This is a genomic window from Sporolactobacillus sp. BBK16-2, from assembly GCF_059878335.1.
In genome coordinates this window covers 3,140,908-3,156,059 of the sequence record NZ_CM187611.1, presented here as the reverse complement: position 1 = coordinate 3,156,059, position 15,152 = coordinate 3,140,908, and the positions used below count along the sequence as shown (strand labels likewise).

14 protein-coding genes are annotated in these 15,152 nt (G+C 44.4%); 10 read left to right on the top strand and 4 right to left on the bottom strand.

The window, feature by feature from the left end; genetic code table 11:
• The first annotated feature begins 12 nt into the window (after positions 1 to 12).
• From AC6F33_RS15670 to AC6F33_RS15655, 4 genes are read left to right on the top strand one after another with little or no spacing between them, the layout of a single operon-like run.
• Entirely contained in the window at positions 13 to 1,668 is a 1,656-nt protein-coding gene (locus tag AC6F33_RS15670; protein WP_255749612.1) for a M20/M25/M40 family metallo-hydrolase, read from the top strand.
• A 60-nt stretch (positions 1,669 to 1,728) separates the two neighbouring features.
• On the top strand, positions 1,729 to 2,505 hold the full coding sequence (locus AC6F33_RS15665; protein WP_255749611.1) for an ABC transporter substrate-binding protein: 777 nt from the start codon (positions 1,729 to 1,731) through the stop codon (positions 2,503 to 2,505).
• A 36-nt stretch (positions 2,506 to 2,541) separates the two neighbouring features.
• Positions 2,542 to 3,213 (top strand): amino acid ABC transporter permease, encoded by a 672-nt coding sequence (locus tag AC6F33_RS15660; protein ID WP_255749610.1) that lies wholly within the window; start codon positions 2,542 to 2,544, stop codon positions 3,211 to 3,213.
• Positions 3,206 to 3,931, top strand: a complete 726-nt coding sequence (locus AC6F33_RS15655) for an amino acid ABC transporter ATP-binding protein (protein WP_255749609.1) — start codon at positions 3,206 to 3,208, stop codon at positions 3,929 to 3,931. The genes AC6F33_RS15660 and AC6F33_RS15655 overlap by 8 nt, the downstream gene beginning before the upstream one ends.
• Here AC6F33_RS15655 and AC6F33_RS15650 read toward each other — a convergent pair.
• Positions 3,928 to 4,812, bottom strand: coding sequence for a LysR family transcriptional regulator (locus AC6F33_RS15650; RefSeq protein WP_255749608.1), 885 nt, complete (start codon positions 4,810 to 4,812; stop codon positions 3,928 to 3,930). The genes AC6F33_RS15655 and AC6F33_RS15650 overlap by 4 nt on opposite strands.
• A gap of 154 nt (positions 4,813 to 4,966) precedes the next feature.
• Here AC6F33_RS15650 and AC6F33_RS15645 point away from each other — a divergent pair, with 154 nt between their 5' ends.
• Positions 4,967 to 6,262, top strand: coding sequence for an aspartate aminotransferase family protein (locus AC6F33_RS15645; protein ID WP_480948843.1), 1,296 nt, complete (start codon positions 4,967 to 4,969; stop codon positions 6,260 to 6,262).
• Between the two features lie 58 nt (positions 6,263 to 6,320).
• On the opposite strand, the gene AC6F33_RS15640 is transcribed toward AC6F33_RS15645, so the two are convergent.
• Both AC6F33_RS15640 and AC6F33_RS15635 read right to left on the bottom strand, forming a co-directional pair.
• Positions 6,321 to 6,467, bottom strand: coding sequence for a DUF5670 family protein (locus tag AC6F33_RS15640; protein WP_255749606.1), 147 nt, complete (start codon positions 6,465 to 6,467; stop codon positions 6,321 to 6,323).
• A 48-nt stretch (positions 6,468 to 6,515) separates the two neighbouring features.
• Positions 6,516 to 7,850 (bottom strand): gluconate:H+ symporter, encoded by a 1,335-nt coding sequence (locus tag AC6F33_RS15635; protein ID WP_255749620.1) that lies wholly within the window; start codon positions 7,848 to 7,850, stop codon positions 6,516 to 6,518.
• A 304-nt stretch (positions 7,851 to 8,154) separates the two neighbouring features.
• On the opposite strand from AC6F33_RS15635, the gene AC6F33_RS15630 reads away from it, so the two are divergent.
• The 3 genes from AC6F33_RS15630 to nrdG all read left to right on the top strand — a co-directional run bounded on the left by AC6F33_RS15630 (position 8,155) and on the right by nrdG (position 12,089).
• Positions 8,155 to 9,009, top strand: coding sequence for a Cof-type HAD-IIB family hydrolase (locus AC6F33_RS15630; protein ID WP_480948842.1), 855 nt, complete (start codon positions 8,155 to 8,157; stop codon positions 9,007 to 9,009).
• A 682-nt stretch (positions 9,010 to 9,691) separates the two neighbouring features.
• On the top strand, positions 9,692 to 11,557 hold the full coding sequence (gene nrdD, locus AC6F33_RS15625; protein ID WP_480952924.1) for an anaerobic ribonucleoside-triphosphate reductase: 1,866 nt from the start codon (positions 9,692 to 9,694) through the stop codon (positions 11,555 to 11,557).
• A gap of 28 nt (positions 11,558 to 11,585) precedes the next feature.
• On the top strand, positions 11,586 to 12,089 hold the full coding sequence (gene nrdG, locus AC6F33_RS15620) for an anaerobic ribonucleoside-triphosphate reductase activating protein (RefSeq protein ID WP_500777416.1): 504 nt from the start codon (positions 11,586 to 11,588) through the stop codon (positions 12,087 to 12,089).
• Positions 12,090 to 12,144: 55 nt separating this feature from the next.
• Here the strand turns inward: nrdG and rnhA are convergent, their stop codons facing one another.
• Positions 12,145 to 12,600, bottom strand: a complete 456-nt coding sequence (gene rnhA, locus AC6F33_RS15615; RefSeq protein ID WP_255749598.1) for a ribonuclease HI — start codon at positions 12,598 to 12,600, stop codon at positions 12,145 to 12,147.
• A 339-nt stretch (positions 12,601 to 12,939) separates the two neighbouring features.
• Between rnhA and AC6F33_RS15610 the strand changes: the two genes are divergently transcribed.
• On the top strand, positions 12,940 to 13,863 hold the full coding sequence (locus AC6F33_RS15610) for a ketopantoate reductase family protein (RefSeq protein ID WP_480948841.1): 924 nt from the start codon (positions 12,940 to 12,942) through the stop codon (positions 13,861 to 13,863).
• Between the two features lie 37 nt (positions 13,864 to 13,900).
• Positions 13,901 to 14,689 carry a C39 family peptidase gene (locus AC6F33_RS15605; RefSeq protein ID WP_500777415.1) on the top strand — a complete coding sequence of 263 codons (789 nt, stop codon included), beginning with the start codon at positions 13,901 to 13,903 and terminating at the stop codon, positions 14,687 to 14,689.
• The last annotated feature ends 463 nt before the right edge of the window (positions 14,690 to 15,152 follow it).

Genomic DNA, 15,152 nt, shown 5'->3' with positions numbered 1-15,152 from the left:
GGTGGATTCTAAATGTATGAGGTCATTAAAAATTTGCCGGAAGAAGAGCAGATTGAAAAAATAGCGAGAGACCTTGTCAGCGTGAAAAGTGTCAACGGCACAGATGGAGAGTTTGCAATGGCAAAGGAACTGGAAACGATTCTCCGATCCTTTCCCTATTTCAAACAGCATCCAGAGAATGTCTGGACACAGGCATTGGAAGATGACAAGCTGGGCAGAAAGAATGTCTTTGCATTCCTTGAAGCCCCAATTGAAAAGAAACAGACCATCATTTATCATGGTCATATGGATACGGTCGGCATTGACGACTTTGGCTCCCTTGAAGCGCATGCGCTGGATCCTGATTACCTTCAGCACTATTTTTCCAAATATGAAAAAGACAGTGATGTGCAAAAAGATGCTGTCTCCGGAGACTGGCTTTTCGGCAGGGGTATGCTGGATATGAAAAGCGGCGACGCCGTCCATCTGAGTAATCTTCTCTATTATTCAGAACATCCGGATCAATTGAAGGGCAATCTTCTGGTGATGTTCAACCCGGTCGAAGAGAATGACCATGAGGGTGTTATGGAAGCAACGCGAGAGCTGATCCGCCTGCAGAAGGAACGGGGGCTTGAGTTTTTGCTGGCCATTAATGGTGACTTCAACAGTCCGCTCTATAAAGGTGATTCGCGGCGCTATATCTATACAGGTTCGGCAGGCAAGCTGCTTGGGTGCTTCTATATCCGCGGAAGAGAAACTCATGTCGGTGAGACACTTTCGGGCATTGATCCGACACTGATCGCGAGCAAGGTCAACAATGCGTTGAACAATAATATGGATTGCGCCGAGCAGATTTCTGATGAGGTCATTCTTCCTCCGTCTTGTCTTTTTTTAAGAGACAGAAAAGCATTCTATAATGTGCAAACGGCAGGAACAACGCATCTGTATTTTAACTATTTTCTCTATGAACGCACGCCGAAAGAAGTGCTTGCTCAATTGAAAATAGTCGCGAAAGAGGCTTGTGACGATCTTGCGTCATTTCTTCAGAAACAATATACTATATTCTCGAAGAACTGCGGGCTTGAAGGACAAGCACCGGAATGGTCGACTGATGTACTGAGCTATGAAGAATTCGTCGAAGAGCTCGCTCAGAAGGGGGTTCCGGTTGATGAAATCACGGATCAAGTCGTTCAGGCGAATCCGGACGAAGATTTTCGGCAGGTCAGTTTCAAGGTGATTGAGGCACTTGAAAATCGTTCCGGAGACAAACGTCCTAAGGTGATTATCTTTTTTGCTCCGCCGTACTGCCCGCATAATTATCTGCGCGATGAGGTTGCGGCAGAGAAACGTTGCGATGAAATCCTTGATCAGGTTCTGCACCAAGCTGAGAACGAGACCGGCGAGCAATTTGCCAAGAAACGCTTTTTCCCTTATCTCGCCGACAGCAGCTACCTTGCGATGAGTGAGACGGCGGAAGAAACGGCAGCGATCATTGGAAACTTCCCTGCATGGGGCAAAACCTACAGTGTACCGCTCGACCAGATTCGCGAGCTGAACATCCCCGTTCTTGACATGGGCGTCTATGGTAAACGGGCGCATACATGGATGGAACGTGTCTACAAGCCCTATTCATATGGTGTGCTTCCGAAGCTGATCCGTTCAATGACCGAACAAGTTTTTGCAGATTAAAGAAAACGTTTTTAATTCCTTAACAAGGGAATCAACAATAAAAAAAGAGGCGAATGATTAATGATGAAAAAAATGGGTTTAGTTATGATGGCTCTGCTGCTGATTGTACTCTCAGCGTGCAGCAGTTCAGGAAGCAGTGATTCAAGCAAAAAGAAAACAATTGTCATGGGCACGAGCGCCGATTATCCGCCGTTTGAATCGGTAGATACGGCAAATGGAAACAAGATTGTCGGCTTTGATCTTGATTTGGCAAAGTATATTGCTGATCAACTTGGCTACAAGTTGGAAATCAAAAATCAAGATTTCAATGGTTTGATTGCTGCGTTGAATAGTAAAAAAGTCGATTTTGTTATGGCGGGTATGGTGAATACACCGGAACGAAGAAAAAATGTTGAATTCTCTCAAACCTATTTTAATGATTACCAAGTTATCCTCTCCAAAAAAGGTGCTAAAATCAATAGTGTAGAAGACCTTAAAGGCAAGAAGGTCGGTGTCCAGCTTGGTACGACTCAAGAGACACTCGCTGTTAAATTAAATAAAACAATCCCTATGAATATTCAGAGATGGGACAAGCTGAATGAAATGGTTGAAGCAATGCGTGCAGGTAAACTTGATGCAATCATTACGGTAAGTTCAGTTGCTTATGGTTATACAAGCAAAGACAAAAATATGCATCAATTTAAGGCAATTGTGGACGGAAAACCTGAATCGGATCCAATCAGTGCAGCATTTCCAAAGAAAAGTAAGCTAGCTGCTGAATTTGATAAAGCGATTACTAAGGCTAAGAAAAATGGAAAACTTGATGAACTTGTTAATAAGTGGATAAAAAATCAGTAATCGAATTGTTTTATCCAAGGGGTGGAAAAGGACAGAATGAATGAATTAATCAGTGGCTTTAAACAAGTAGTTCCTTCAATCCCGTATATCGTCAGCGGTATCTGGGTTTCATTAGGAATTGCCGCTGGTGCAGCCATTCTTGGCTTTATCGGTGGTATCCTGCTTTCCTTGTGTAAGATTGGTCGAATCAAATTGTTGCGTGGACTAGCAAATATGTATACTTCTGTTTTTCGAGGAACTCCGCTAATCCTTCAGTTGGCCATTGCATATTTTGGCATTCCACAAATTTTTAATATGGGCGATGTTAATCCTCTGACATGTGCAATTTTGACTTTTGGTCTGAATTCGGCAGCTTATATGTCTGAAATCATTCGCGGAGGAATAAATGCTGTCGACAAAGGTCAGCTGGAGGCGGCGAAAGCATTAGGTGTATCCTATTGGCCAACAATGAAGGATATTATATTGCCTCAAGCAATTAAAAATATTTTGCCGGCAATCATGAACGAATTTATCACGTTGACAAAGGATACAGCCTTAGTATCGACAATAACTGTAACCGAACTAATGCGTCGTTCACAAATTGTTGCAGCTAACATTTACAACTATTTTCCGCCAATGCTTATTTCACTAGTCATGTATTATATTATCGTAATGATCTTGACCTATCTTGGTCGTCGACTTGAAAGGAGGATGCGCCGCAGTGATTGATGCAGAACATATTTATAAAAATTTTGGCGATATACATGTGTTGAAGGATGTTACCTTGCAAGTTAACAAAGGTGAAGTAGTCGTCATCATTGGACCATCCGGCTCCGGAAAATCAACCTTTCTGCGCTGTATCAATCTTCTTGAGCATCCGACCTCGGGTAAGGTCATGGTTGATGAGGACAATTTGACTACGATGAAACCTAAGCAGGTGATCAAAGTACGGGAAAAAGTTGGTATGGTTTTTCAGCACTTTTATCTTTTTCCACATAAAACCGTACTTGAGAACTTGATTTACGCACCGATGAAAGTTAAAGGACTCTCAAAAGATGATGCGGTCAAGAGAGCAGAAGAGCTACTTAATAAAGTTGGGCTGCTTGAGAAAAAGAACCAGTATCCGAACAAACTTTCAGGCGGGCAAAAGCAACGGGTTGCCATTGCGCGCTCGCTTGCAATGGAACCAGACTATATGCTGTTTGATGAACCGACCTCGGCACTTGATCCGGAAATGGTCAAAGAAGTGCTCGATGTTATTCAGTCACTCGCTGAATCCGGAATGACGATGATTATCGTTACGCATGAGATGGGGTTTGCCAAACAGGTGGCCAACAAAGTCGTCTTCATGGATGATGGCAGGATTCTGGAATCCAACACGCCTGAAGCCTTTTTCAGCCATCCAAGCACAGAGCGTGCTCAGGATTTTTTGGAAAAGATTCTTTAATGGATGGTATTCCAGTTCTGTTCAATTAAACGGATTAAGTGCATGGTTTTCTGATCACGCAGCTTGTGCGTTGCAATCACAAGAGAGGTTTGAATTTCAATCGGTTTCTTGTTTAAAGGTATTTCATACAACTGGCGTGAAGCCAGTTCTTTTTTAACAAGATTGCGACTGATTAACCCAACGCCGATGTCATTCATAACAGCACTCTTGACCGCTTCCAGGCTGCTGGATTCAATGATTTTAGTCGGATGGATGCCGTTTTCCTGCATATAGCTGTTCATTTGTTCTTCAAACGGGCCGGCAATTTCATATTTGATGAACGGATAGCGTTCAAGGAGTTCGCGGTCGGCATACTGTTCAGCCAATGTTTGCGATGCGATCAGAATTAAATCTTCCTTCTCTGAGATTTTGACATTTGTGATGCCTGCTTTCATATAAGATCCTGAGATGACGCCGATATCGAAGCTGTTGCTGTTAATGCCTGCGATCACTTTGTCACTCGTGCATGACACGAGTTTGATTCCGATTTCGGGATAAGCATCAAGAAACTGCCGGATAATCGGTGGAAAGTAATGCGTGCAGAAGGTTTCCGATGCTGCAATGGTGAGCTTGTTTGCTGTCTGATTTTCTTCGTGCAAAGCAGCATCCATTTGATCCAGGATGGGGAAGAGCTGGTCCGTATAGTGTTTTACGATTTCTCCATGAGCAGTAAGAAAGGTTTGCTTGCCGATTCGGAAGAAGAGTGAATGACCGATTTCTTTCTCAAGCGCGCGGACTTGTGCCGTGACGGTCGGCTGGGAGAAATTCAGTTGTTTGGCGGCTTGTGTGAAATTCAGCAGCTCTGCTGCCACCTGAAAAGTTTTTAATTGTCTGAGTTCCATCGTTCATTCCTCCAGTGAGTGATCGAACAAGCACGAATTTTGACGCAGTAAAAGTAAATAAACGATTGTTTAAACTCATTATATAATATTGTGTGACATAGCGGCCTTTTGATGAGGATCTTCTAAATTTTTATTAAAAAGAGGTATAAGTAAAATGCCGGAAAAAAGCATGTATGAAAAATCATTAGATCTGTTTCCGCCGATTGCGTTGCGTGCAACGCAGCTTGGCGTTGTCAAAGGCGAAGGTGCCTACGTGTGGGATGAGAACGGGAAGAAGTATTTGGACTTTGCCAGCGGTGTTGCGGTTGTTAATTGCGGCCACAACCATCCCTATGTTGTACAGAAGGCTAAGGAGCAGATGGATCAACTGATTCATGGCGGTCATAATGTTGTTTATTATCCTTCTTATATTAAACTGGCTGAGAAAATTCTCGGTCATGTTGGCTCAGATTATAAAATCTATTTTTCGAACAGCGGGGCAGAGGCTAATGAGGCGGCGATTAAGCTTGCTAAGCAAGTCACCCACCGTCCCGGCATTATTACGTTTAAGCACAGCTTCCACGGACGGACACTTGCGACAACGACGCTGACAGCTTCAAATGCGAAATATCGTCGCAACTATGAAGGGCTGCTGCCGAGTGTTTATTATGCGGACTATCCCTATGCAACACGATCCGGTCTGACTGAAGAACAGGAAGTGGCGCGCTGCCTGAACTCACTTAAAGAAATATTCCATGATTTGATTGAACCGGAACAGGTGGCCTGCATGATTATGGAACCGATTCAAGGTGAGGGCGGCTACATTGTTCCGCCGAAGTCGTTCCTGCAAGCGATTCGCAAAATTTGCGATGAACATGGTATCTTGCTTGTGTTCGATGAGGTTCAGACCGGATTCGGGCGCACGGGTAAAATTTTTGCCTATGAAAACTTTGACGTGAAGCCGGATATTATGTCACTGGCAAAAGCGATTGCCAACGGTTTCCCGCTTAGCGCCTTGGTAGCAAAACGCGAGCTCATGGATCAATGGCCGGCTGGGACGCATGGCGGGACCTTCGGCGGCAACCCGGTCGCGTGCGCGGCCGGTGTCGCAGTCTTTGAATTGCTTGAAGGAGGACTTGTCGATAATGCAGTTGAAGTCGGCTCCTACTTTAAAGGGAAACTGCTTGAATTTGCGAAACAGCATGACGAAGTGCTTGAGGTCAGAGGACTCGGCCTGATGATCGGCATTGAGTTTGTTGATCATGACGGAAAACCTAATGGCGACCTCGTTGCTGCGATTCGGGCCAATGCGTTGAAAAAAGGCTTAATTCTGCTTAACTGCGGCGTCGATCATAATGTGATTCGCTTTATTCCACCGCTGATTGTGACCAAGGAACAAATTGACGATGCCTTCGCGATTTTCAGTGAAAGTTTCGAAGCGGCGCTTGCAGAGGCTGCCCAGAAAAATTAAAGAATAATGGATTAAACATAAAAAAGCGGAATCCCCATTTGTTGGGATTCCGCTTTTATTACTTTCGTGTAAAGAACTGGATGATAAACAGGATGGCTGCGGCGACAAGGAGCAGGTAAATGATTGCTCCACCGACTTTAAGCAGCAGGAGTACGAGCCAGATGAGAAACAGAATGACGATCAGCGACCATATAAGGCTGAGCATGTTTATTCCTCCCTTTTAGATTAGTATGAGCAAAAGAATTGTGATTCATCACATGAAAATCGAAAAGACACTGATCATGAGAATGCCGATTACGGAAAGCATGCAGCCCATGACGGTATAGGTTTTTAACGTGTCCTTGATGTTCAGATCAAAGTACTCCTTGAACAGCCAGAATCCGGGGTCGTTGACGTGTCCGCCGAATACACTGCCGGCACCGGTGGCAAGAACAATGAGGGTGGGACTGACTCCGGTTGCTCCGACCAATGGGGCAGCAACCCCGGCGGCAGTAAGAGCAGCAACTGTGCTGGAACCGATGCAGACACGAATCAGCACGGTAACCACCCATGCCAGAACGAGCGGCGACAGAGGAGAACCCTTGAAGAGATGGGCGACATAATCACCGACGCCGCCTGTAATCATGACTTCTTTAAGCGCGCCACCGGCTCCGATAATCAGGAGCAGCATTGAAATTTGTCGGATCGCTTTTGTAATTGTCTTTTCCACATCTTCCATAGTGCGCTTTTGCCGGATGCCCATGGCATAGAGTGCAAACAGGACGCTGATCATCATCGCACCAGGCGGGGATCCGATTAGTTGAATGATTTGATCAAGAAGCTTTGGAAATGAGATCAAATCGGTGACCAGTGTTGCTGAAATCATCAACAGGACAGGAAGGAGACAGGTGAAGATACTGAGTGATAAAGACGGTACTTGATCATCATCAAAATGTCTTTTCTTATCAAGCAGTTCCTCGTTTCCGGAATGTGTGTAAACTTTAGGCATCAAACGGAAAAGCAGCCGATTCAATAAGGTGCCCCCGACAATGACGGCCGGGATGGCGATGCACAGGCCAACAAGGAGCACATAGGCCGTATTGGCATGATAGCTTTGAACAAGAGCGGTTGGTGCCGGATGCGGAGGCAAAAATCCATGAGTTGCCATCAAAGCGGCAATCATTGGCATGCCCACATAGAGCAGTGGTACGCCTAGAGCAAGTCCGATTTCAAAAACGATTGGAAGCAGAAGAACTAGGCCAACCTCGAAGAATAAGGCAATACCAATGATGAATGAAGCAAAGATTACTGCTAACTGAATACGCTTTTTACCGAACTTTTTCGCAAGCGAGATCGCGATTCGGTGCGCACCGCCTGCATCGGCAACAAGTTTGCCAAGGATGGCGCCGAGCCCGAAGATTAAAATGAGATCGCCGAGCTGCTCGCCAATGCCTTTTTCGATAACAGAAATAATCTTTGTAAGTGGCAAGCCTAATCCAAGTGCAACAAGAAAGGAAACAATGAGCAGTGAGATAAACGTATTGAGATTAAACTTCATAATGAGTATGAGTAATACAATTACGCCTAAGGCGACTATAAGTAATGGCAGAAAAATCACTTCTTTTTAAATTTTTTTGGTCATTTTTTCAGTCATTCATGTGAATGAGCTTTTGATGAACCTGATGTAAAAGCCGAAGTTATTTTAATGACGCGGTGATTGTAAATGGATTGAGAAATTAATTTTCATAGCAAAACGAATTTATCCTGATCACGAGAGTTCCAATCCCTGCTCCTTATGTTCTCTATACCCGCATTTCAGCAAGACAAAACATGTCCGTAAAAAAACTGAAAGGATGCGCTGCGCAGCAAGAAACGATAGAATGAATGAAGAGATTGCGCGGAGGTGATATCAGTTGAACATAAAAACGATTATGCTTGACTTAGACGGGACGACTCTGACACCGGATAATCAAGTGACTCCTGAATTGAACGGTTACCTTAAGAAACTCAGTGCGCACGGCAAGAATGTATTCGTCGTCACGGGACGTTCGGAGGTTGATGCGCTTAATGTACTGCCCGATGATTTTCCGGCAGCCGGAATGGTTGCTGCAAATGGAATGACTGTATTCGCGGGAACGGCAAAAATTTTTCAAAGCGTCCTGCCAAAAGCACTTGTCGAGCACATGCTTCATTACTCGGAACAGCATAAGATGTACTATCAGCTGCATCCGGTCAGCGGAAGAAGAACGATTCTAAGCCGAGATAGGCACTATATAATCAATGAAATTAATGATAAAAGGCCGGAGTCGGTATCGGTTAACGAGTGGCTGTCGCGAAGGCAAGCGGTGCTTGAGGACATGGTTTGGAAGGAGACGCTGACTGACGACGAATTGGCACAGATCGTCAAGATGTATTTTTTCAGCGAAGATGTAGCGAAAATGGATGCGTGGAAGAATGATTTGCGCCAACTGCAGGAAAAATTCGCGTTTGACTATTTTTCTTCGTCACATAACAATGTTGAATTAGTAGGAAAGAATATTTCAAAAGCGAGCGGAATTCGAATCTTACTGGATCATTATCATCTGTCTCCCGACAATGCGCTTGCGGTTGGTGATGGAGAAAATGATTTGCCAATGTTTCAACTAGCAGGCCACTCTGCCGCTATGAAGAATGCCCCGGAGCATGTAAAGGAACAGGCAGAATGGGTGACTGACGCCTCATATGCTGAAAATGGGCTCTATAAATTTCTGTATCATACGTTTCATTAGGAAGGTTAGGAATGACGATCACCGTGTCGTCATTTTTTTGTTCCAAATTTTAAGATTTTGTCTCGCGGGTATGACTATATGGTCATAAGAGGTTGATTGCCAACCCGCACATATCGGTTGAGCGATCAGGTTAAGCACCCAATTTGATAAATAGACGGAAAAATTCCGCTTCATTAGAAAATGAATGAAAAAATTGCTTAAATAGACGGATAAATGCCCCTTATCAAATTAAAAGACGTGAAAATGGAGGGTTTTGCTTTGCATAACCGGAAAAATTACCCTTATGTACCCGCAAAACATCCTCCATGATGCATATAACTGGAAAATCTCCGCTTATTTTATAAGAGGCAATGCGAAGACAACCGCATCCTGAGACCGTAATGACTGAGTGCTTTTGCCCGGTTTTTCTAGTTGAGTACATGTTTGGATTTATTCATCATTTTTGCAGTTGCTTTCTAGCGGTCTTCCGATATAATAAATAGGTTGTTTATTTTTTCTCCGAGATCTATAAATATGCGTGTATTATCCCTCGTTCGCAAAATTGTCACAGATCTATTTTTCCGCTCTGGTATCCTAAAAAATGCAATCCATACGCTAGACTCCTACATATTGTGTTGTGTATCCTATTGATCCTACTACATATTGTATTATAATGTTGTTTATCGGAACTATGGGGGCGGACATGATGATTAAAGAACCGGTATATAAAGAAAAATCATTAGATGACAAGATTCGTGACTTAATCAATATGGATGAATATGTCGCCAATGAAAACGCGAATAAAGATGAAAAAGTATTTAATACGCAGCGCGATTTGCTCGCGGGCGTGGCGGCCAGAGATTTTGCACTCCGCCATATTTTGCCAAAGGAATTTGCCGATGCGCATAATCAGGGAATTATCCACTTCCATGATTTGGATTACTCGCCGTTTTTCTCTATGTATAACTGCATGCTGATTGATTTTAAAGGCATGCTTGAGAAAGGGTTCTCGATCGGCAATGCTGACGTGGAACAGCCGAGATCGATCAAGACGGCGACCGCGCTGGTTGCTCAGATTGTCGCCAATGTATCCTCGAATATTTATGGCGGCACATCGTTTAATCGTGCGGATGAAGTATTGGAACCTTATGCGAGAACGAGCTTCAGCAAATACTTGGAAACCGCAAAGACTTGGATTTCGGATCCTGCAGAACAAGAACATTACGCTTACGCGATGACTGAGAAAGAAATTTACGACTCGATGCAGTCGCTTGAATATGAAATTAACACCCTTTTTTCAAGCAATGGTCAGACACCTTTCTTTACTCTAAACTTCGGTCTTGGCCGTTCATGGTTTGCCCGCGAGATTCAGAAAGCGATTTTGAAGGTGAGAATTATCGGGCTTGGCCGCGATCATAAAACAGCGGTGTTTCCAAAACTCGTGTTCACGATTAAACGCGGGTTAAATTTAAACGAAGACGATCCAAACTATGATATTAAAAAAATGGCTTTGGAATGCGCCACGAAACGGATGTATCCGGATATTTTGAACTATGACCGAATTGTTGAAGTGACCGGGGACTTCAAGGCGCCGATGGGCTGCCGTTCATTCCTGCCTTCTTATCAGGAGAACGGACAATACATTACAGACGGTCGTAACAATATGGGTGTTGTCACGCTGAATATTCCAAGGATCGCAATCGAGTCAAATGGCGACAAAACTGCTTTTTGGAGTTTATTTGAAGAACGGCTGGATCTGGTATGCCGCGCATTGCTCTTCCGAATTCATACACTGGATAAAGTGGAAGCGAAAAACGCACCGATTCTCTATCAGTACGGTGCAACCGGAAAACGTCTGCACGCCGATGAACCGGTACAGGACATTTTCAAGAATGGTCGGGCGACTGTGTCCATGGGCTACATCGGACTTTACGAAGCGGCGACGGTGTTCTATGGTCCGAATTGGGAACATAATCCGGAAGCAAAAACCTTTACACTCGATATTGTGAAACGGTTTAAGTCGCTGTCGGACGAATGGCGCAAGAAGACAGGCTATGCGTTCAGTGTCTATGCGACACCTTCAGAAAGCTTGACCGACCGCTTCTGCAGACTGGACAAGCAGCATTTCGGGAGCATCAAGGACATAACAGATAAAGATTACTATACGAATAGTTTTCACTACGACGTGCGCAAGAAAATCAACCCATTTGAAAAAATTGATTTTGAAAAGGATTATGAACCCTACACGGGAGGCGGCTTTATTCATTACTGCGAGTTCCCATCCTTGGTAAACAACCCCGAAGGACTGGAAACAGTATGGGATTACGCCTATGACCGAATCGGGTATTTCGGTACAAACACGCCAATTGATAAATGCTATGAATGCGGCTATGAAGGCGAGTTCGAATCAACGGCAGCCGGGTTCAAATGCCCAAGCTGCGGCAATCATAATCCGGAAACAACGTCCTGCATCCGCCGGCTGTGCGGTTACTTGGGTTCCGTGATTCAGCGCAAGCCGATCAAAGGACGTCTGAAGGAAATCAACAGCCGCGAGAAGCAGCAGAGTTGAAGAGAAAAGAGGACAAGTCACACCGATTATGAATTACGCCGATTATAAACGCTTTGATTTTTTGAATGGAACGGGGGTCAGGCATTCCTTGTTTGTCAGCGGCTGCCATTTTCACTGCAAGGGCTGCTGGAATGCAATCGCTTGGAATCCTGATTTCGGCAAACGATATACGGATGAAGTAGAGAACAAGATCATTGATGATTTAAATCGTTCGGACGGTAAAGTTCAGGGATTGTCGCTGCTCGGCGGCGAGCCGTTTGATCACCCGAACACCCTGACAAAACTCGTCGAGCGTGTGAAAAACGAGTGTCCGGATAAAGATATTTGGTGCTGGACCGGATTTCTCTATGAAGATTTGCTTGAGGATTCGGAACGGCGGGAAATGCTCGACCAAATCGATGTGCTTGTGGATGGACCGTTTGATATGACAAAACGGAACTTGAAGCTGAAATTCCGCGGGTCATCGAATCAGCGCGTCATCAACGTCAATGAATCAATGAAAAAGGGACAAGTAATCTTAAATGTTCAATAAAATGATTAAAAAGCCAGAAACTGCGCAATACGCGAGGTTCTCTGGCTTTTTCTGTCTAGTCTTTTTCTGCTTCATCCATGGCGAGATTTGCGAGTTGATCGGCGCGTTCGTTGTATTCGACACCGTGATGCCCCTTGACCTTATTGAAGGTAATCTTTTCTTGCGCCTGCGCGAGATCATTCAGTCGCATCCACAACTCTTTATTTTTAACGGCTTTTCCGCCTGCTGTCTTCCAGCCTTTTTTAATCCACCCTGAAATCCAGCTGTTCATGCCATTCACTACATAAGCGCTGTCTATGTAGAATGCGACCGGGATTTGCCGTGATTTGAGCGATTCAAGCGCGCGGATTGCCGCCGTCAGTTCCATCACGTTATTGGTTGTGTTATGCATGCCTCCGCGAAGCTCTTTGACATGATCACCGTATTTTAAAATGGCTCCCCAGCCGCCGACATTATGGTCACTCTGGTTTCCCCGGCATCCGCCGTCGCAATAAATAATGATTTCATCCAAATTGATTCACCTGTTTCCGCTAAATTCGTATCACTTCATGATTCTATGCTACCTTGTGCGAATCCTGTGTAAGCCGTTCTAAGTATAATTGGAAAACTTGGCTTTGCAAAGTCTCCGCGCAGGCAAAGTCTTAGTTGCACCTATACTAAATTCCGCTCATTTTTTTATACTTATTTGTGCAAAAATATTGTAGACTGTTCGAACTGGCTGGTTCATGAATCATTTCCAAGGATTTGATTAAGAAAAACGCTCTGAAATACGCTAAAATGAGAGTATTAGAGAAAAAGAGACTGCGGCAGGAGAACAGATATCAGGTCAGGGAATGGGGCGTGTTTGATTGTGAAGATTGGAATACTGGGTGCAGGGGCTATCGGCTGCTACTATGGCGGAGTTTTAGCGAAGGAAAAATTGGACGTGACCTTTATTGCCAAAGGACGGACACTTGAGCGGCTGCATGATCACGAACTGATTGTGAAAAGTATTGCCGGCGATTTTTCGCTACCGGTAAAAGTTAGAGACGCAGAAAATCTGGAAGAGGATTTTTCTTTCGATTATATTTTGTTAGCGATTAAATCTACTGCTTTAGAAGCTGTGATTCCTGAATTGAGTGCACTCATGGGACCGAAAACGAAGGTTATCTGTCTGCTTAACGGAATCGGCAATGAAGAACGACTCGCTGAAATTTTTGGTGCTGATCATGTGATTGGCGGCTCCGCGTTTATTTCAATCATTCGCGAAGCACCGGGCGTGGTAAACCATGTCGGCGACGGCACACTCGTGATCGGCGAATGGCAGGAAAACAGTTTGGTAAACGAAACGCTTCATGAACTCAAAGAAGCTTTGCTGCATTCAGGGGCTGAGGTGCGGATCACGAATCATATTCGACAGATTAAATGGGAAAAATTACTTTGGAATATCACCTATAATCCGTTAACTGCTTTAACGCGAACACGCGTTGGAGAAGCGCTGGCAGACTCGGATCTTCATGGGTTGTTAGAACGAATCAGCGAAGAGTTTCTTGAAGTTGCGGCGAAATCAGGAATTCAAATCAGCGAGCAGTACATAACAGGTCTTTTGTTTCCTGACGAGAAGATCCAGAATCATAAAACATCGATGCTCCAGGATCTTGAGAATGGCCGTGAAATGGAATTGGATGCTATTCTCGGTTTCGTTATTGAGACCGCTGACCGATGCGGTGCACAAGTACCAACGATTAAGACTATTTACCATTTGCTTCGATTTACGGAGCGAAGAAGTCAATAATGCTTATGAGCGCCGATTTTCCTAGAGGGGATTATGAATGCGTTATGTGAAACGAATGGTTGCGATACTAATGATTCTGATTATGATCGTCTGTGCTGTCTTTATGGTGGTTCTCTTACAGAATCGAGGCGATCAAGAAGGATCTTCTGAACGAATGCAAAAGGAACAGACGGGTAATCCGGCAGTGCTAAAAGAGACTTTGCCTAAACATGAAAAGAAACCTGCTGTGACAGAGAAAAAGCTGAGCGCACCATATGTCAGTCAAAAGCCTGAACTTCCCAATGGCTGTGAAGTGACAAGCCTGACGATGCTGCTGCAATCTGCCGATGTAAAAATCAATAAAATGCAGCTCGCGGAACAAATGAAAAAGGTTCCTTTTCAGTCAGGAGCACTGAAAGGCAATCCGAATGAAGGATTTGTAGGCAATATGTACCACGGCAGTCGAGCAAATCCGGGATTTGCCGTCTATCATGGACCGGTTGCCGACTTGGCGCGCCGCTATTTAGGCGAGCGTGTGATTGATATGACCGGCAAGCCGTGGTCAGCGATTGAAAAACAAATGGCTTCGGGCAAGCCGGTATGGACGATAACGAGTATTAATTTTCAGCCCATTCCGGAGAGTGCATGGCAGAACTGGCCGACAAAGCAAGGAACACTTCGCATCACTTTTAAGGAACATTCCGTTTTGCTGACCGGATTTGACAAAAATTATGTCTATTTTAATGATCCGCTTGCTGGCAAACCAGGAACCAAGTCAAGTAAACAAGCTTTTATAAAAGCCTGGCACCAATTCGGAAATCAAGCCATTTCTTATACAACTCATTAAGACACACGAAAAGCCCAGTTCGGGCTTTTTTGCAAGTTAAGAAAGTATAAAATTTTGCCCCGTATTTAAACGAATAACTCAGTGGCTTGGCCGAAAATCAAAGCGGAGGTGTGAAACGCCTGCGGGATCAGGTGCCAGCGAGACCCGCAGATTTCTACTTGTCTGAGGAGGCTCGCGGTGTGCCCGCGGTCGCGCTCAGTTGATGCGAGTAACCGAAGCGATGATTCAACACTGTAAAGACACAAACCAATCACACATGGCTGGAGATTAAGGACCGGGCGCTTTTTGCCCGGTTTTTCTTTTTAATGAAAACAAAAAAGTCGGATCAACGATTTGCCTATGAAATTTGGAGTATAAAAAAATGAATTACTCTTTTCTGAAAAAGAAATTTTAATCCATTCGGGACCGTTGTTGGTCACGTAATACGATTTTCAGAATTTCGATATGAAAGAGCGGGAACAGG

Coding starts and splice junctions, on each gene's coding strand:
- AC6F33_RS15670 (WP_255749612.1), top strand. CDS start 13: ATGTATGAGGTCATTAAAAATTTGCCGGAAGAAGAGCAGATTGAAAAA.
- AC6F33_RS15665 (WP_255749611.1), top strand. CDS start 1,729: ATGATGAAAAAAATGGGTTTAGTTATGATGGCTCTGCTGCTGATTGTA.
- AC6F33_RS15660 (WP_255749610.1), top strand. CDS start 2,542: ATGAATGAATTAATCAGTGGCTTTAAACAAGTAGTTCCTTCAATCCCG.
- AC6F33_RS15650 (WP_255749608.1), bottom strand. CDS start 4,812: ATGGAACTCAGACAATTAAAAACTTTTCAGGTGGCAGCAGAGCTGCTG.
- AC6F33_RS15645 (WP_480948843.1), top strand. CDS start 4,967: ATGCCGGAAAAAAGCATGTATGAAAAATCATTAGATCTGTTTCCGCCG.
- AC6F33_RS15640 (WP_255749606.1), bottom strand. CDS start 6,467: ATGCTCAGCCTTATATGGTCGCTGATCGTCATTCTGTTTCTCATCTGG.
- nrdD (WP_480952924.1), top strand. CDS start 9,692: ATGATGATTAAAGAACCGGTATATAAAGAAAAATCATTAGATGACAAG.
- nrdG (WP_500777416.1), top strand. CDS start 11,586: ATGAATTACGCCGATTATAAACGCTTTGATTTTTTGAATGGAACGGGG.
- AC6F33_RS15605 (WP_500777415.1), top strand. CDS start 13,901: ATGCGTTATGTGAAACGAATGGTTGCGATACTAATGATTCTGATTATG.